Raw genomic sequence first — 18,434 nt, forward strand, 5'->3', positions numbered from 1 at the left:
AGCACTGCCGAAGAAAGACCCTATATATAATATGGTGTGCTTGCGGTGGTGGAAGAGGTGTGTGAGGGGGGCGGAGTTGGGGGATGGTCGTGGCACACGATGGAAAGCTCTCCTGCATCATGGACGAGGAGTGATGGAGCACTACTCGTTTTCGGCGGTCATCGCGAAGTGGGATGTTTTTCGTCTCTTCGCGATGGGACGTTTGTTCCTTCCCGAAGGGACACTCGTTTCTTCTCGAAGGGACGTTCGTCTCTTCCCGAAGGGACGATTGCTTTCTGCCATCGGCATCACAACAACTCACACGCTGTCGGTCACGGCCATTGCCCCATGGGGTGTGGTCGGAGACGGCGAGTGCGAGAAAGGGAAGCAGGGCCGAGGCTTCGTCAGAAGGGCAATCCCACGGCGAAGTGGAGGGCGAAGTCGCGGCTGAAACGAGGATGGAAGATGGGGTAGTGGTCGCGCCCGGAGGGCACGGTGGGATTGATGGCTTTCATGCCGCCATCGAAGCGGAGGATGAAGTAGTTGAGATTGAGCCGCAGACCTACGCCATAGGCTACGGCAATTTGCTTGTAGAAACTGTTGAAACGGAATTGTCCGCCGGGTTGATCCATATAATTGCGTGTGTTCCACACGTTGCCGGCATCGACAAAGGCAGCACCTTCAAATTTCCAAAACAAGGCGGCGCGATATTCTGCAGAGAAATCGAGTTTGAGATTGCCGGTTTGGTTGATGAAATCGATGTTGCCGTCTTTCCCTACGTAAGCGCCGGGGCCGAGGGTACGTACGCTCCAGCCGCGCACCGAGTTGGCACCTCCTGAGAAATAACGCTTTTCGTAAGGAATAATCGTGGAATTTCCGTAGGGGATGGCGATGCCGAATGCGGCATGGAAAGCCACGGAACTTTTCTCGTTGATGCGTAGGCTCTGAGAATAGTCGAAGTCGGCTTTGATGTATTGCGAATAGGGGATATTGAAGAGGGTATAGTGTCCGTCGGCATTACGGTGGATGTGGAGCACTTTTGACAAGCCGTAGAGCAGATTGCCCGCACTCTCAATGTTGGCCCGCACTTGGTAACCGTTGCTTTGATAGAGTTGGCCGCCGGAGCGTGAGCGGAGAGAATTGTAAGTGAAACCATAAGACGACTTCATGATGAAGAGGTTCTCATAGGAGTAACGTAGTACGGCATAACGTGGATCGTCGCCCTCAAGGTAGTTTCGGCGAAAGGTTTGTGAAATCCACGGCATGAATACATAGTTGAGCGAAAGGAGATCAAGGTGGTTCTGCCAATTGGGCTGGCTGTGCTTGTTCCAATTGAGTTGCCAAGCAGCTGTGAGCAGGCGACGGTGAAACTCGGGGCGGTTTTGAGAGTTGTAGAGCAGCGATAGGTCGGTAGCGCCTTTGTAACGCCTTAGTCCCGCACGTGTGGTCGTGATGGGTAGGGTAGGGAGGCGCAATGTGCTCTCAAACCCATATTCAATATAGTCTTGATGGGCATAGCCTTCAAGGTGTCGGATGGATTCGTAGGCGCCACGCAACTTCATGGAGAGCGATTCTGCTCCGCGGAAGAGATTGCGATGGGTATAGGCCAGTGTAGCTGCTCCTCCGAGGTCGCCGGCAGTGTTGGTGCCTTCGAGATCGAAGCTGATGCCGTGCGGCTTGTTGAGCTGTACGAAGATGTGGGCTTGCAGGGTGCTGTCGGACGGCTGTGGCGGCAGATAGCGGATGGAGGAATAGTTTACCGCTCCGAGTGCGTTGAGATTTTGATAAGAATATCGGGTGGCGCGATCGCTGTAAAGGCTGTCGAGCAAGATGAAGCAGTTGCGGGCATAGACAAAGCGGTTGATCTGCTGTCGGCCATTGGTGAAGAAGTGTATGCCGCGATAGAAAGTGCTGTCGGTGGGCTGCCCGTCTTCGACATTTTCGTAGAGGTTGATGCGTCCGATGCGGTAGGCGCGATAGGCCATGGCACGGTCGGTGTTGGGCGGCAGACGGAAGTGGAAGGTGAGGTCGACACTTGTAGAGTTGGCGGTTGTGTCGGCCGTGTAGCTCACAAATTCATTGTTGATGTTGGCAAAGCCCTTGTTCTGCAAGAGTTGTATGATACGGTTGCGTTCGGCATCGAGCACGGCCAAGTCAAGCGGCATTCCGCGATAGAGCAAAGACCGGCTGCTGTCGGCGCGCACAATCGCGGCAATGGTGTCGCTGTCGTAGAGATGACGGAGGGACTGTACATAGGAGCGCCGACCGGGCTTCATCCGATAGATCAGGTGAGTGCGCTGCCCCTTGTGTTGCACCTCGGTGTCGACGGTGGCTTGAAGGTAGCCTTTGGTCCGAAGGGCGCTGACGAGCGAGGCTTGCGAGTGACGCATCAGTGTGTCGTTGTAGACCACAGGGGCTTCGCCGATGCGGTGCATAATGCGGTTGAAGAGCAGGCGGTCGTTGGTGCCCGAGAGGCAGTAGATGCCCAAAGGCACTTTGATGGTGCTGAGCCATCGGAGATTGGGCTCTTGGCGGATGTGGGAGCGATAGTCGGCCGGATTGACCTGCGCTGCATCGCTCTTGAGACGAACGCTTGAAAGCAGGCTTTCTCCCTCGCCCATGAAGCGGGTGGGGGAGCAGGCAGAAAGGAGAGCCAGACACAGACTCAGCAGAAGGAAGGAGAGGGAAAACTTCACGAAAAGAGGCGATTTTGAGTTGCAAAGGTAGGCATTTGTAGAAAAATGCTCGTATCTTTGCACCATAAATTTATGTAATCCTCGCATGCTCTCTAAAAACAAACAGAAGTACGTCCGCAGCCTCGCGCTCAAAAAGCACCGCGATGCCCAAGGGGTGTTCATAGCCGAAGGACCGAAGGTGGTGGGCGACTTGCTCCCCCTCCTGCCCTGCGTGTTGCTGTGTGCCACGCCTCAATACCTGGCAGCGCATCCCACGGTGCAGGCAGAGGAGGTGGAGGAGGTCGATGAGCGCACGTTGGCGCAGATTTCGCAACTCACCACGGCCCATGAGGTGCTGGCCGTGTTTCGCCGACCGCAGCCTACAACTGCCGACCTCGTGACGCTGGCACGGACGCAACTTTGCCTTGCGCTGGATGGCGTGCAGGATCCCGGCAATGTGGGCACGATGGTGCGCATTGCCGATTGGTTCGGGATTGAACACCTCTTCTGTTCCCGCGACACGGCCGATGTCTTTTCGCCAAAAACGGTGCAAGCCACGATGGGGGCCATTGGGCGCGTGCAGGTGCATCAAGTGGATTTGGCCGAGTGGGTCAAAGGCCTGCCCCTGGATGTGTCGGTCTACGCCACTACTTTGGAAGGACGCAACTTATATACAGAGGCTTTGACGCCCACGGGGGTCGTGGTGATGGGCAACGAGGGGCGGGGGATTTCGGCCGAGGTGCTGAACCAGGTCAATCGGCAGCTCTTTATCCCCAACTATCCTGCCGAGCGTGCCACGAGCGAGAGCCTCAATGTGGCCATCGCTACGGCCATCGTCTGCGGTGAGTTTCGACGGCGCTTGGCTTGACCTCTTGTTGTTCTGTCTCCTTTATTTTGCTTTCCTTTATTTTGCATGATGTTTCCTCTCTTCTTTATGATTCCTCTGGCCGTGACTTTGGTGTCGGTACTGTTGCTGGCGTGGCTGCGCTGGGGCGCTTTCTCTTCCCTGATGAAACTGGCCACAGAACAGCGTCAACAAAGCCTGCCTGCAAGCGAGACTTCCTCCCACCACAGCCTGAAGGAAGAGCGCCACTTGCCACCACGCGTGTCGATTGTGGTGCCGTGTGAGAACGATGGATGGTGGGTGGAACGCCATTTGGAGTATTTGCTGAAGCAGAACTTCGACCGCTTCGAAGTGATTGTGGCTGATGCCTCTGATGCCGAGGACTCCACAGCCCACTTTGTGAAGCGCTTGCAGATGCAGTATCCCCATTTGCGCTATACGGCTGTACCCGAGGCCAATCACAACATCGTGCGCCGCAAGCTGACACTTACCTTGGGCGTCAAGGCGGCATGGTCTCCTTGGGTGGTGTTCATCAATCCCGAGGGAGCTCCCGACAGCCCCAATTGGTTGGCACATCTTGCCTGCCACTTTCATGACGAAACCGATGTCGTGATGGGCTATGCCAACTACGATGACAGTGTCGGAAGCCCCGGTCGGCGGGCTGTGCTCCAGCGTGCCCATCGTTTTGCTCAACAGGTGCAGGCGCTCTCTCGTGGCACAGTCGTGGGCTGCGATGCGTGCAATGTGGCGCTTCGCCGCGAGTGGTTTCTTGCCCAAGGTGGTTTTGCCGACAGTTTGGCGCTGCCCTATGGAGAGTGTCTGATGTTGGTGGCTTTACGCGCTCAGGCAGATCGCGTCGCCGTGGTGTTGCATCCCGAAGCCAAGGTGCGCATCCCACTGCCGGATGCCGTGTTGCTGCGCGAGGAGCGTCAGCGTCAGCGGGAAGTGCATCGTCTGTTGCGGCACCGTTGTTGCTGGACATTTGTGCGCGATAGTTGGGCCTCATCCGCACTCTGTTTGGCCCAACTCTCCACCTTATTGTTTGTGCTGACGAGGATGGCTTATTTCTTTGGTGGGAGTTGGCTTTGGTTGCGCGAAGTGGGCATCTATCTTCCAACTCCTTCTCCCGTCTATGCCTGGATGGATTTGCTCTACGATGTGCCGGCTTTCGTGCTGCTGATCGTGTTGATGACGCTCCCCATACGCTCTGCGCGCCGTTGGCTTTCCGCTTTGGGCGAAGAGGGCTATGGTTTCTACATCTACGTTTACGAGTGGCTTCAACCTTGGCGGGCTTCACGGTAAGGCGATAAGCAGTCATAAGTGCAAAGTATACTGCATATATGACTGGGTGGAATGCAGTTGTATCACTTGCGCGCGTCATTTTATGTAGCTTCTCGGGAAGAAAATCGTTGGATTGCTTGGCCGAGTTGCAGAAAATAAGTATTTTTGCAGGCATAACTTCATCCCTCACTAATGCATACTCTCAGTTTACCTCGTGTTTTTTCCCTCCTTTTTGCTTTCTGTGTGGCCGCGACATTCTTCGGTCAAGACTTGATAGCTCGTCAAGCTCCTATTGATAGGAAAATGAAAACTGTAGATTCTGTTTCGATCAATCGTGTGATGAAGCGCGCTGAAGTGACGAACTACGAAAACACCGAGCTCTACACTTCTTGGAATACCTCGAAAGTGCACTGCTATGCCAATGCCACTCTGCCCGAAAGCTACCGCATCGACCTCCGTGGATTTGCAATGCCTACGCCCAGCCGTGTAGTGACATCGAAGTTCGGCTATCGCCCCGCTTTTCGCCGTATGCATAAGGGGTTGGACATTAAAGTCTACACCGGCGATACGATTGTAGCTGCTTTTGATGGAAAAGTACGCATTGTTGACTATGAAGCTGCAGGGTATGGCTATTATGTAGTCATCCGTCACAAGAATGGCTTGGAAACAATCTACGGACATCTCTCTAAGCAACTGGTGAAATCAGGAGATATGGTCAAGGCCGGTGAAGTGATTGGCTTAGGAGGGAACACTGGACGTTCCTATGGGTCGCATCTCCATTTTGAGACCCGCCTCTTGGGAGTCGCTATCAATCCTGCTTTGCTTTTTGATTTTGCCAATCAAGACGTGACCGGTGATTATTTCGTGTTTCACGCCAATGAAGACTATTCCGGCAGTTCTCCCCGATTGGTGGCCAAGACCGACCAGGGTAGCGAACATACGATTGGAGGAGCTGTGGCTATGCAACAGTCGAAACATTACAAGGTGAGCCGTGGTGAAACCCTTTATTCTATTGCAGAAAAAACGGGACTGACCGTTGCGACACTCTGCGACCTCAATGGAATTAGCGCTTCTGAAAAACTTAAACCTGGTCAGATTCTCAATCTTCGCCATTAACTCTGCGAGAGGCTTTGAGCAAAATAGGGATAAGTAGGTGTTCAGAATTAATTGATACTATATTTGCTTCCATCTTCTGTCAGTTCATCTTAGCAAAGAAGGAGTGTAGTGGGCTACACGATTGATGAACAAGAGCGAGATGGCGGGAAAGGAGGAACAAAGAAGGTATCAAAGTAGAGAACATCCTATGACTAAGATGTCTACGATTAATTTTGAACACCTACTTACTATATTTACTTTTGTACACCGCAAAATTTGTAGATTCTATCTGCAAATTTTGCGGTGGATTTTTGTAGAAGATATACGATTCTTCTTCACTTCTTCTCAGAAGGAGGGAGAAGCTCTATCGGAATTTGCAACTCCCACCAACAAAATATGTAGGCTATGGGTGGAAAATCACCATTTTCTATTTGAAAGTAAGGTCAGCTCATCCTTTTTCACTACCTTTGCATCACAATTAAACATCAAGCCAGCGGTAATGAAACTTATCTTAATGACTCGTCCGGAGTTCTTTGTCGAGGAGCATCAGATACTTACTGTGCTTTTTGAAGAAGGCTTAGACACACTTCACCTCCGCAAGCCCAACACGGAGCCGGTCTATTCGGAACGTCTGATTTCTCTCATACCGGAAGTGTACCGACGGAACATTGTGGTGCATGACCACTTCTATCTCAAAAATGAATATGGGTTGAAAGGTATCCATCTCAACCAGCGCAATCCCGAACTTCCCACGAATTATAAAGGACACATTTCCTGCTCCTGCCACACTGAGGAAGAGCTCAAAGCATGTTCGGCCTTTTGTGACTACGAGTTCCTCTCTCCTATTTTTGAACGTGTAAATGATAGCGAGTTTAGTGCTGACTTTTCTTCCTCGAAACTCCATGATTTTCGAAAGCGCCACTTTATCAATAAGAAAGTGATGGCGATGGGTAATGTCGGTCTAGACAATCTTTCACTGCTGAAAGACTATGGCTTTGGAGGAGTTGTTGTTTTGGGAGATTTGTGGAACCGATTTGATATCCATACTCACCACGATTATAAAAACATCATCAGCCACTTTCGGAAACTTCGTAAGGCGGTGAATTGATGTCCTGCTTCTTGTCTTCACACCCACCAACCCAATAATCCAACCCAACATGAACAGTAAAATTAAGGTTTTCTCGGGCACTAAGAGTCGCTATTTGGCCGAGAAAATTTGTGAGAACTTAGGTTGTGAAATGGGCAATCTGACGATTACCTATTTTGCCGATGGCGAATTTGAAGTTTGCTACGAAGAGTCTATCAGAGGCTGCGATGTTTTTTTGATTCAAAGCACTTTCCCTTCGGCCGACAATCTGATGGAACTGCTCCTTATGGTCGATGCCGCAAAGCGAGCTTCTGCACGCACCATCAATGCTATTGTCCCTTACTATGGATGGGCGCGGCAGGATCGCAAAAGCAAACCGCGTGTGTCCATTGCGGCTAAATTGGTTGCCAATATGCTCAGTTTGGCCGGAATCAATCGCATCATGACGATGGATTTACATGCTGACCAAGAGCAAGGATTTTTCGAAGTCCCGGTCGACCATCTGTTTGCCTCCACAATTTTACTTCCCTATATCAAGCAGGCCAATCTCAAGAACCTGTGTATTGCCACGCCCGATGTCGGAGGCACAAAGCGAGCCAGTACCTATGCTAAGTACTTGGATTGCCCAATGGTGATTTGCAACAAAACTCGTCAACGCGCCAACGAAGTCGCATCTATGGAGGTGATTGGCGATGTCAAAGGTATGGACGTCGTGTTGGTAGACGATATGGTCGATACCGCAGGAACGATTACTAAGGCTGCCGATCTCATTAAATCGATGGGCGCTAACTCTGTGCGGGCTTTGGCCAGCCACTGCATCATGTCCGGACCGGCCGATGAACGCGTAAGCAACAGCCAGTTGGAAGAAATTGTGTTTACCGACTCCATTCCCTACCAAGGAAACTGCAAAAAAATTAAGCAGCTCAGTGTTGGCCCTCTCTTTGCAGAAACCATCCGTCGCGTCCTCAACAATGAAAGTATCAGTAGCCAATACATCATCTAACTTTCTACGCTTCGTTAGTTAAAATAAAGTGGTCATGCAGGAACTTCATCTTCCGGCATGACCACGTTTTGCTTCTTTTGGTCTTCATATTGCTTCTACGCCTTAGCCTCTCCTCTTACATCAACTCTATGCGTCGTACTTTTATCCTCACTCTTTGGTGGTTGCTTCTCAGCTTTATTCTACTCATAGCTCTTGGCATCTTTATGATTGAGCGTGGCTGGATAGGCAATATGCCCGATCTCAAAGAACTTCAAAATCCCATCAGCAAGTTTGCTTCTCAAGCCTATACTGCTGATGGAGAACTCTTGGGTACGTGGTCGCGCAATGAAAATCGTGTATTTGTGGTCAAAGATAGCATTTCCGACCATGTCTTCAAAGCACTTGTTGCCACGGAAGATGTACGTTTCTACAACCATTCGGGCGTGGATGCCAAAGCCTTGATGCGAGCCATTGTGAAGCGTGGCGTGTTGGGGCAAAGAAATGCCGGTGGTGGCTCTACGATTACACAGCAATTGGCCAAACAACTCTACTCGGAACATGCGCAGAGCACTTTGCAGCGTCTCTTCCAAAAGCCCGTGGAGTGGGTGATTGCCGTTGAGATTGAACGCTATTACACCAAAGAGGAGATTATGACTCTCTACCTCAACTACTTTGATTTTCTGCACAATGCCGTCGGCATTAAGACCGCTGCCAATGTCTACTTTGGTAAGTCTGCCCGCGAATTGACCATCAACGAGGCTGCCTTGCTGGTGGGGATGTGCAAGAACCCCTCTTATTTCAATCCCGTTCGCGAAGGAGAGCGTTGTCGCCAGCGGCGCAATGTAGTGCTGCAGCAGATGGTCAAGGCGGGCTATCTTGATGCCGATAGTTGTGCACGCCTGAGTCAAGAGCCGCTCCAACTCAACTTCCATCAGGTCGATCACAAAGAGGGGAAAGCTACTTATCTGCGGGAGTATCTCCGCCAAATATTAATGGCAGATAAACCCGACAAACGAAATTATCGGGCTTGGCAGATGCAACAGTTTTATAGCGATTCACTCTCTTGGGAACAAGACCCACTCTATGGCTGGTGTAAGAAAAACAAAAAACGCGATGGCGAAAACTATGATTTGTATACGGATGGTCTAAAAGTATATACGACCATCGACTCTCGGATGCAGCAGTATGCCGAAGAGGCTGTGTTCAAGCAAGTCGCACTGAACTTGCAACCCGCATTTAATCAAGCCAAACGCGGCTCTTCGACATTCCCTTATTCATCAAAACTTTCTCGCAAGCAAATTGACAATATCCTCAATAAAGCGATTCGACAGACTGAACGCTATCACACGATGAAGTCGGCAGGCGCAGACGAAGAAACCATCCGGACTGCATTTGCCACCAAAGTCCCGATGACGGTCTATTCGTACCATGGAGATATCGACACACTCATGTCTCCTTTAGACTCTATCCGCTATTATAAAAGTTTCTTACGTGCAGGACTCCTTTCCATCGACCCTGCCAATGGCTATGTAAAAGCCTATGTGGGTGGACTTAATTATGCCCACTTCCAGTATGATATGGCCATGGTGGGACGCCGCCAAATCGGTTCGACGATGAAGCCCTTTGTTTTTTCCATGGCGATGGAAGATGGCTATAAGCCTGACGATTTCATTTCCAACGCCCAACGCACTTATGGAGGGTGGACGCCTCGTAATGCCAATCATGCTCGGGCCGGTGAGATGGTTACTCTGAAATGGGCATTGTCGCAATCGAGCAACTGGGCCACGGCCAATTTGATGAATGAGGTGGACAGAACAGGTGTTCGACTTGCCGAACTTCTGCATACATTTGGCGTGGCCAACCCGGATCTTTACCCCTCAATGGTGCTGTGCTTGGGGCCTTGCGATATCACTGTGGCAGAAATGGCCTCCGCTTATACCGCATTTGTCAATAAAGGGATTCGCTGTGCCCCCCTTTTGGTGACCCGCATAGAAGACAGTGAGGGCAATGTGCTGGCGGAGTTCACACCGCGCATGAACGAAGTCATTTCCGAAAAGACCAGTTACGAGATGATTGATATGATGCGTGCGGTCATCGACCAAGGTACCGGACGTCGTCTACGCTATAAGTTCAATTTGGAAGGTCCGATAGCGGGCAAGACCGGAACGACCAACAACAATTCAGACGGTTGGTTTGTTGGATATGTGCCCCGCCTTGTCACTGCCTGTTGGGTAGGGGGAGAGGACCGAGATATCCACTTTAACTCAACAGCACAAGGACAGGGAGCATCAACTGCCCTACCCATTTGGGGGTTGTACATGAATCGCGTGTTCAAAGACGCCCACTTGGGCTATGACCCCAAAGAGAACTTCTATGTGGGAGAACGCCCTCATGGAGCCGACAGTCTCCGAAATAACACCGCGGTTCCTTCTGCTGCGGCAGATGGAGGAGAAAGTAGAAAAAACAATACTCCTGCAAAGGCCGAGTTCTCAGACGACAAACTCTTTAATTGATGTCCCGATGAAGTTTATTGCTATTATTCCAGCCCGTTATGCTTCCACACGCTTTCCTGCCAAACCACTTGCATGGTTGGCAGGAAAACCAATCGTCCAACATGTCTATGAACGAGTTTCTCAGGTGATTGCCGATACTTTTGTGGCTACCGATGACGAACGTATCTTTGCCGCCGTGGAAAAATTTGGCGGCAAAGCTATTATGACTTCTACCGAACATCGGAGTGGAACGGATCGTTGTTATGAGGCGGCTTGTAAGTTGAACATGGAATATGATGTCGTTATCAATGTACAAGGTGATGAGCCTTTCATTGCAGCTTCACAGTTGCACGCCCTGATGGATTGTTTTGAGCATCGTCGGACCCAAATTGCCACTTTGGTAAAGCCTTTCGCACTTCATCAGGGGTGGGAGGCGCTTTCCAATCCCAACTCTCCCAAAGTCGTCATTGATGAGCAGGGTTTTGCGCTCTATTTCTCTCGCTCTGTGATACCTTTCCTGCGAGGTATTCCCGAGACAGAATGGTTGGCACACCATACTTTTTACAAGCACATCGGCATTTATGCCTATCGAAAGGAAGCACTGCACACCATCCAAGCTTTGCCTCAAAGCCGTTTGGAGATTGCAGAAAGCTTGGAGCAACTGCGCTGGCTGGAAGCAGGATTGAAAATTCGTGTGGGGCAAACGGAGATAGAGACAATTGGTATTGATACTCCCGAAGATTTGCAGAAAGCAGAGATTTTCTTAGCCCGGCAAGCATAAAACCTTTCTTTCTCTTTGTTATATGCAAAAGTAATAGTAACTTTGCCGATATACAGCGGTGTTCACGCCATGGTATCCATCCTTACGACTTCATTCTCTTGGGCTTTTACGATATGACGAAAAACTTTCTCACTTTCATCTTCTTTCTCTTTTTCTCTGTGGCTTTTCTTCATGCCCAAAAATTAGAAGTAGGCACTTACACTTTCCCGAAAACAAAGGCTGTCTATACCGGTGAGATGATAGGCAAAAAACCTTATGGAAAGGGACATACCGTCTTTGTGAATGGAGATAGCTATGAAGGAATGTATGAAAACGGGAAGCGTCAGGGCTATGGCACTTATCTCTATGCCGATGGCGAAAAGTATGAAGGAGAGTGGTACAAAGATCAACAGCATGGCCGTGGCACTTACTACTTCATTAACAACAATCGTTATGAGGGATTGTGGTATCGTGACATCCGCGAAGGAAAAGGTACGATGTTCTACTACAATGGAGATATCTACGTTGGCGATTGGAAGCAAGACAAGCGTGAAGGTGAGGGCACTTACACCTTTGTGAGCGGGGCTTACTATCGTGGACATTGGGTGGCCGACAAGAAACAAGGCAAAGGAACTTTTGACTGGCACGATGGCACACGCTACGAAGGGCAGTGGTTCAATAACCTGCGCAATGGTTATGGGACTTATCAATATGCCGATGGCGATGTCTACATTGGTGAGTGGAAAGATGACAACCAGCACGGAAAAGGCATTTACAAATTTCGCAATGGTGATGTCTACGAAGGCCAGTATGTAGCCGGTGAACGTACTGGTGAAGGAGTTTGCAACTTTGCGAGTGGTAATAAATATGTCGGCAGTTATAAGAATGGTGAACAAAGTGGTATGGGGACTTACACCTGGAAAGGACAAGCCACTTACACCGGCCAATGGAAAGCCGACAAGCCCAATGGACAAGGCGTTTACAAAACCAAAACTGGTGATGACTACACCGGTCAATGGAAAGATGGCCTGATGGAAGGCGAAGGAGTGCTTCACACGGCCAATGGAGAGCGCTACAAGGGACATTTCCAGAAAGGTCTTAAACACGGCCGTTGCATAGAGATACAGACGGATGGCACGCGTTTTGAAGGTTCTTATTCCGAAGGAGAACGAAACGGTGACTTCATCGAATATGACCGAAATGGAAATAAAATTGCGGCTGGCACCTACGAGCGTGGACGACGCGTTGAAACCTATAAACGCTAACCCCAGCTCATCAGATATCTCACACAATAGCATCATAAAAACAGGCAAATATGAAAGTTCCGACACAACAGGAAACACAACTCCGCACGGAAACTAAAAAGACAGCGGACAAGAGACCGACGGTTCTCAAAATCGTACAAAACGATTCTTGGCTCGAGCCCTTTAATGCTGCTATTCTTGGGCGTCATGAGCACGCGCTGCAAAAAAAGCATGAACTTACGCAAGGGACTCAAACCCTTGCCGAGTTTGCTTCCGGACATCTCTATTTCGGTCTGCATCAAGAAGCTCAACAATGGGTCTTTAGAGAGTGGGCGCCCAACGCCACACGGATGTTTCTGGTGGGCGACTTCAATCAGTGGCAGGAAACGCCGGAGTACGAGTTGCAGCGCCTCGAAGAAAATGGAAATTGGGAAATCAAACTTCCTCTCAAAGCCATGGCCCATGGTGACTTGTTCAAACTGCATGTCTATTGGGAGGGTGGACAGGGAGAGCGCATCCCTTCTTATGCCCATCGTGTGGTGCAAGATGAGCAAACCAAAATCTTCTCTGCACAAGTCTGGGCTCCCGAACAGCCTTATCGCTTCAAACATACGGACTTCAGGCCCGACCGCAACCCCCTCCTCATCTACGAGTGCCACATCGGGATGTCGCAGGACGCGGAAAAAGTGGGCACTTACAATGAATTTCGTGAGAATGTCCTGCCCCGTGTGATTGCCGATGGCTACAACTGCCTGCAAATTATGGCTGTGCAGGAACATCCTTATTATGGCTCGTTTGGCTATCACGTCTCCAACTTCTTTGCTGCTTCAAGCCGTTGTGGCACTCCCGAAGAGTTGAAAGCCCTCATTGATGAAGCCCACAAGCATGGCATTGCGGTCATTATGGACTTGGTGCAGAGTCATGCCGTCAAGAACGAGGTCGAAGGCTTGGGCAACTTTGCCGGCGACCCTCACCAGTATTTCTATTCCGGCGACCGTCGCGAACATCCGGCTTGGGACAGCCTTTGCTTCGACTACGGAAAGAACGAAGTCATCCACTTCCTACTCTCCAACTGCAAATATTGGCTCGAAGAGTTCCACTTCGATGGTTTCCGCTTCGATGGCGTGACGTCTATGCTTTATTACAGCCATGGGCTTGGAGAAGCCTTTGGCGGCTATGGCGACTATTTCAATGGACACCAAGACGACAATGCCATCTGTTACCTCACCTTGGCCAACGAACTCATCCATCAGGTCAATCCCCATGCCATCACCATTGCCGAGGAAGTCAGCGGAATGCCCGGTTTGGCAGCGCCTTTCAAGGACGGCGGCTACGGCTTCGACTATCGTCTGGCTATGAACCTGCCCGACTATTGGATCAAGACCATCAAAGAACTCAAAGACGAAGATTGGAAACCATCTTCCATTTTCTGGGAACTCACCAATCGTCGCGCTGATGAGAAAAACATCTCCTATGCCGAGAGTCACGACCAAGCCTTGGTGGGCGACAAAACCCTCATCTTCCGCCTCATTGATGCCGACATGTATTGGCACTTCCGCAAGGGCGATGAAAACGAACGCGCCCACCGCGGCATCGCCCTGCACAAGATGATACGCCTCGTGACGGCCTCCACCATCAATGGCGGTTACCTCAACTTTATGGGCAATGAGTTCGGTCATCCCGAGTGGATTGACTTCCCCCGCGAAGGCAACGGATGGAGTTACAAGTACGCCCGCCGTCAGTGGAATTTGGTCGACAACAAGGAGTTGTGCTATCATTTCCTGGGCGATTTCGACCGCGCCATGCTCAGTACGCTCAAGCTGGAGCACAACATCCAAAATCTGCCTGTTGTGGAGATTTGGCACAACGATGGCGACCAAATCTTGGCTTACCAGCGCGGCGACCTTCTGTTTGTCTTCAACTTCTCGCCCACCAACTCCTACACCGACTATGGGTTTATGGTCAAGAAGGGGGCTTACAAGGTGGTGCTCAACACCGACAACCCCGACTTTGGAGGTTTCGGCAACACCGACGACACCATCACCCACTTCACCACCGACGACCCCATCCTCGATGCCGACGGCAAAGGCTGGTTGCAACTCTACATCCCGGCACGCTCGGCCGTCGTGCTGCACAAGAGCAAATAGATGAAACTTCCCACTTTCCTTTATTCTCTCTATCTCCGAAGAGTGCGTATTCTTCCCTACGCACTCTTCGGAGTGTTTATCTTCTGCTATGCTGCCGTGCTCAAAGGCGAAACGCTCACAGCCTGGATCTACGGCCTGACCGAAGGGCGGCTGCTACTCTCCTCTGGGTGGTTTGGGATTCTCGGGGTGATGTTCGTCCTGCCTCTCCTTCGCCTGGCCCAATGCTTTCTCCTGCCGAAAGTCTGTGACTCAACGCCCACTTTCAGTCTGCATCGCACATTGCTGACACTGCTTGCCGTTTGTTGGGGCATTGGTATCCTCACTCCCTCCGATGAAGCCCAAACCCTCGAACTGAAGATGGGCCGACTTTGCCTACAAGAACACTATGTCGAAGCTCTCTCCGTTGGCGAAAACTTTGCTCATCCCACGCCGCGAGTCGTGGCACTGAGAGCCTATGCCCTCACGCAGTTGCAGCGCGACACCCTCAGCAGCCCTTTGGCCGACACCTTTTTTGACTATCCTCTGCCGTCCAAAGCAAATGCGGCGATGCTCCGGATCGTCCCGACTGCCGCAACACCTTATTATGCTGAACTCGTGCACCGGTCGCTCGCGGCTTCTCCCGCTCTCCGCCGTTCGCGGCAGCAGCACCTCCATTGGCTTGGGCTGTTGCTGGACCGAAAGTTGAGCACCTTTGCCGAGGAGTTTCGTTCCTCCCCATTTGCCTTCTCTCATCCGGAGACACTGCCCATGGCCTATCGAGAGGCTCTCGTCCTTTATCGCCGTACGGGTGCACAACCTTTCGTCTCCTATACCGATGCCACCATCGAAGCCAACTACCGTGATTTCCTCGACTTACGGCAAAAGTTCCTTGCCACGCAGGCTCACTCACCCATCGAAGAGAGCAACCTTCTGCGTAGCGACTACGGACAAACCTACTGGCATTTCTATTTCTACAATTCAATCTACTGAACATCTATTTATGGAAGAACTTCAACATATCTACCGCCGTGACGTACTCGAATTTGTCACCGTTGCCACCGAGTTTTGCAAACAGCTCGAACAGTGCCCGGGAAGCGAACGAAGCGAATTTACCTCCCTCATGCAGCGTCTCATCCCCATGGTCTACCTCAAAGCCACTCTGGTGGAAGAAGTTGAAGAGGGCATTGGCTACGTCGAACCGGCCGTCACCGAAGCCGATTACGAATTTGTGCGCACTTCCATTGCAGCCATCTTGCGCAATGCCGACGACTATCTCGACGTCTTTGTCGAAGACTTTCGCTACTCCGATGGGCCCGTGGTGTGCACCATCAGTGAGAGCCTTGCCGACTGCTACCAGACGCTCCGCAACATGGTCGAAGCCTTTCGCTCCGAAATCGACGAAGCCATGGAAGTGGCCCTCTACGAATGTCTCGAAGACTTCCGCAACCGCTGGGGGCAACCGCTTCTCGGCGCGCTCCGTGCCCTCCACGAACTTGTTGCTTCCGGACAGGTCGATGAATTGTAGTACATTTACTTACCTATGTTAGAACTCTTCACCCAAACCGATAAAAAGCTCATTCCCACCCTGCCGCGCTACACCTTCTCCGGCCGTATCATTGTGGTGCAGAGCGAATCCGAAGCCGAACGCGCTGTGCGCTACCTCCGCACCTGCCCTCTGCTGGGCATCGACACCGAAACGCGCCCCTCCTTCCGCCGCGGCACCACCCACCAAGTGGCGTTGCTGCAAGTGGCGGGCGGCGACCTTTGCTTCCTCTTTCGTCTCAACTTCATGGGCTTCCCCGACTGCCTTGCGCAACTTCTCGAGGACGAAAACCTTTGCAAAGTGGGTCTCTCGCTCAAAGACGACTTCCACCAACTCAGCCAGCGCCTCCCCGACTTCACACCGCGAGGCTGCATAGACCTCCAGCAGATGGCCGCCGCGATGGGCATTGAGGACATGAGTCTGGCCAAACTCTTTGCCAACTTCTTCCGCCGGCGCATTTCCAAAACGGCGCAACTCACCAACTGGGAGGCCGACATTCTCGATGAAAAACAGCGCCTTTATGCCGCCACCGATGCCGATGCCTGTATCCGCCTCTACGAACGTATGGTGCAACTGCAAGCCTCCCACGACTTCGTCCTGCTTCCCGCTCCTCCCAAGCCTGAGCCTCCCGAAAGTGCAGCACCGATGGCTTCGTCCGCCCTACGAGCGACGACAAAAACTCGCAAGACAGCCACCAAACGAACTTCCAAAGCCACGACCTCCCCAAGTCGCTCCAAAAAGAAAAGCAGCACGACGGCCAAAAGCAAAACCACTGCTCGCAAGCGCACCACCTCGCGCAGACAATCTCCTAAAGACGCCCCCACCTTATGAACACGCTCATCCTTCGCCGCGGCAAGGCCGAAAGCCTCAAGCGCTTCCACCCTTGGATATTCTCTGGTGCCATCCTCGGCACACAACCTCGCAACACGCCTCTCACCGAAGGCGAAATCGTACGCATTGTCGATGCCGAAGGACAATTCTTAGCCATCGGACACTATCAAATCGGTTCCATTTCCGTGCGCGTCCTCACCTTCCACGACGAGCCCATCGACCACGCCTTTTGGGTGCGCCGTCTGCGCCAAGCCTTCGCCATGCGTGCCGCGTTGGGGCTCAATACCGCTCCCGAGCGCAACAACATCTATCGCCTTGTCCACGGTGAGGGCGACCAACTCCCCGGTTTGGTCATCGATGTCTTTGGCCGAACCGCTGTCATGCAGGCCCACTCTGTGGGAATGCACTGCGACCGCGAACCCATCGCCGACGCCCTCCTCGAAGCCGCCGAAGGCCGTCTCGACCATGTCTATTACAAAAGCGAAACGACCCTCCCCTTCAAGGCCGACCTCCATCAGCAAAATGGCTTTCTGCGCGGCGAAACCACGGCCGATGTGGCCTGCGAAAACGGCCTGAATTTCCACATTGACTGGCTCCATGGGCAGAAGACGGGCTTCTTTGTCGACCAGCGAGAAAACCGCACCCTGCTCGAACATTACAGCCGCGACCGCGCGGTGCTCAACATGTTTTGCTACACCGGTGGATTCTCCGTCTATGCCATGCGTGGCGGCGCCCGCCTTGTCCACAGCGTTGATGCCTCAGCCCAGGCCGTCGAACTCACGCGCCAAAACATTGCTCTCAACTTCCCCGACAACCCTCGCCACGAAGCCTATGCCGAGGATGCGTTCCGATTTCTCGAACGCGCCGGCGGCGACTACGACCTCATCGTCCTCGACCCGCCGGCCTTTGCCAAGCACAAAGACGCGTTGCGCAACGCCATTAAAGGCTACACGCGCCTCAACGCCATCGCTTTCCGCAAGATTCGCCCCGGCGGCATCGTCTTCACCTTTTCTTGCTCGCAGGCGGTCAACAAGGACCAGTTCCGCCTCGCCGTCTTCACCGCTGCCGCCCAAAGTGGCCGCCACGTGCGCATCCTCCATCAGCTTCACCAGCCGGCCGACCACCCCATCAACATCTACCATCCTGAGGGCGAATACCTCAAAGGGCTTGTGCTCTACGTCGAATAGCCCCTCGCCCGATTTTCTCTACCCCCAACTCCCTTTCAACGGCTGCCATCGTTCCTGCACAACGATGGCAGCCGTTCGTTTTGCAGAATCCTCCACTAAGGAGAAAAAGTGGCTTACGTCAAGGAAAAACTATAAACCAAACTTTGAATTACATAAACCAAACTTTGGTTTATATAAACCAAGGTTTGAATTACATAAACCAAGGTTTGGTTTATAGTTTTTCCTTGACGTAAGCCACTTTTCTTGCCGAAGAAAACATCTTTGAAACGAAGCCAAGCAAAAAAGCACCCAGCGTATTTGATCGCCTA

14 protein-coding genes are annotated in these 18,434 nt (G+C 51.8%); 13 read left to right on the plus strand and 1 reads right to left on the minus strand.

The features are described from left to right. Nucleotides 1–383 precede the first annotated feature (383 nt). Complete coding sequence (locus H8527_RS04225; RefSeq protein WP_370539225.1) at nucleotides 384–2,675, minus strand: BamA/TamA family outer membrane protein; 2,292 nt, start codon at nucleotides 2,673–2,675, stop codon at nucleotides 384–386. 85 nt (nucleotides 2,676–2,760) lie between these two features. On the opposite strand from H8527_RS04225, the gene H8527_RS04230 reads away from it, so the two are divergent. The 13 genes from H8527_RS04230 (at nucleotide 2,761) to H8527_RS04290 (ending at nucleotide 18,126) form a co-directional block, all read left to right on the plus strand. Next, nucleotides 2,761–3,522, plus strand: a complete 762-nt coding sequence (locus H8527_RS04230; protein WP_187545897.1) for an RNA methyltransferase — start codon at nucleotides 2,761–2,763, stop codon at nucleotides 3,520–3,522. Nucleotides 3,523–3,567: 45 nt separating this feature from the next. Continuing rightward, a complete protein-coding gene (locus H8527_RS04235) occupies nucleotides 3,568–4,800 on the plus strand; it encodes a glycosyltransferase family 2 protein (RefSeq protein WP_187545899.1) in 1,233 nt (410 codons plus the stop codon). A gap of 171 nt (nucleotides 4,801–4,971) precedes the next feature. Next, nucleotides 4,972–5,895, plus strand: coding sequence for a M23 family metallopeptidase (locus H8527_RS04240; RefSeq protein WP_187545900.1), 924 nt, complete (start codon nucleotides 4,972–4,974; stop codon nucleotides 5,893–5,895). Between the two features lie 478 nt (nucleotides 5,896–6,373). Then, nucleotides 6,374–6,982 (plus strand): thiamine phosphate synthase, encoded by a 609-nt coding sequence (locus H8527_RS04245; protein WP_187545902.1) that lies wholly within the window; start codon nucleotides 6,374–6,376, stop codon nucleotides 6,980–6,982. 49 nt (nucleotides 6,983–7,031) lie between these two features. After that, entirely contained in the window at nucleotides 7,032–7,964 is a 933-nt protein-coding gene (locus tag H8527_RS04250) for a ribose-phosphate pyrophosphokinase (RefSeq protein WP_187545904.1), read from the plus strand. Nucleotides 7,965–8,092: 128 nt separating this feature from the next. Further along, a complete protein-coding gene (locus tag H8527_RS04255) occupies nucleotides 8,093–10,456 on the plus strand; it encodes a transglycosylase domain-containing protein (RefSeq protein WP_187545905.1) in 2,364 nt (787 codons plus the stop codon). Nucleotides 10,457–10,463: 7 nt separating this feature from the next. Then, nucleotides 10,464–11,216, plus strand: a complete 753-nt coding sequence (gene kdsB / locus H8527_RS04260) for a 3-deoxy-manno-octulosonate cytidylyltransferase (RefSeq protein ID WP_187545907.1) — start codon at nucleotides 10,464–10,466, stop codon at nucleotides 11,214–11,216. A gap of 113 nt (nucleotides 11,217–11,329) precedes the next feature. Continuing rightward, the gene (locus H8527_RS04265) at nucleotides 11,330–12,460 is read left to right on the plus strand and encodes a phosphatidylinositol-4-phosphate 5-kinase (RefSeq protein WP_187545909.1); all 1,131 of its coding nucleotides are present in this window, start codon (nucleotides 11,330–11,332) and stop codon (nucleotides 12,458–12,460) included. A gap of 50 nt (nucleotides 12,461–12,510) precedes the next feature. Further along, on the plus strand, nucleotides 12,511–14,586 hold the full coding sequence (locus H8527_RS04270; RefSeq protein WP_187545911.1) for an alpha amylase C-terminal domain-containing protein: 2,076 nt from the start codon (nucleotides 12,511–12,513) through the stop codon (nucleotides 14,584–14,586). After that, the gene (locus tag H8527_RS04275; protein ID WP_187545912.1) at nucleotides 14,587–15,555 is read left to right on the plus strand and encodes a DUF6057 family protein; all 969 of its coding nucleotides are present in this window, start codon (nucleotides 14,587–14,589) and stop codon (nucleotides 15,553–15,555) included. Between the two features lie 10 nt (nucleotides 15,556–15,565). Continuing rightward, on the plus strand, nucleotides 15,566–16,090 hold the full coding sequence (locus H8527_RS04280; RefSeq protein ID WP_187545914.1) for a DUF5063 domain-containing protein: 525 nt from the start codon (nucleotides 15,566–15,568) through the stop codon (nucleotides 16,088–16,090). A gap of 15 nt (nucleotides 16,091–16,105) precedes the next feature. Continuing rightward, on the plus strand, nucleotides 16,106–16,939 hold the full coding sequence (locus H8527_RS04285; RefSeq protein ID WP_187545916.1) for a 3'-5' exonuclease: 834 nt from the start codon (nucleotides 16,106–16,108) through the stop codon (nucleotides 16,937–16,939). Next, on the plus strand, nucleotides 16,936–18,126 hold the full coding sequence (locus H8527_RS04290) for a class I SAM-dependent rRNA methyltransferase (protein WP_187545918.1): 1,191 nt from the start codon (nucleotides 16,936–16,938) through the stop codon (nucleotides 18,124–18,126). The genes H8527_RS04285 and H8527_RS04290 overlap by 4 nt, the downstream gene beginning before the upstream one ends. The last annotated feature ends 308 nt before the right edge of the window (nucleotides 18,127–18,434 follow it).

The organism is Alloprevotella sp. Lung230, from assembly GCF_014385435.1.
Lineage (GTDB): Bacteria > Bacteroidota > Bacteroidia > Bacteroidales > Bacteroidaceae > Alloprevotella.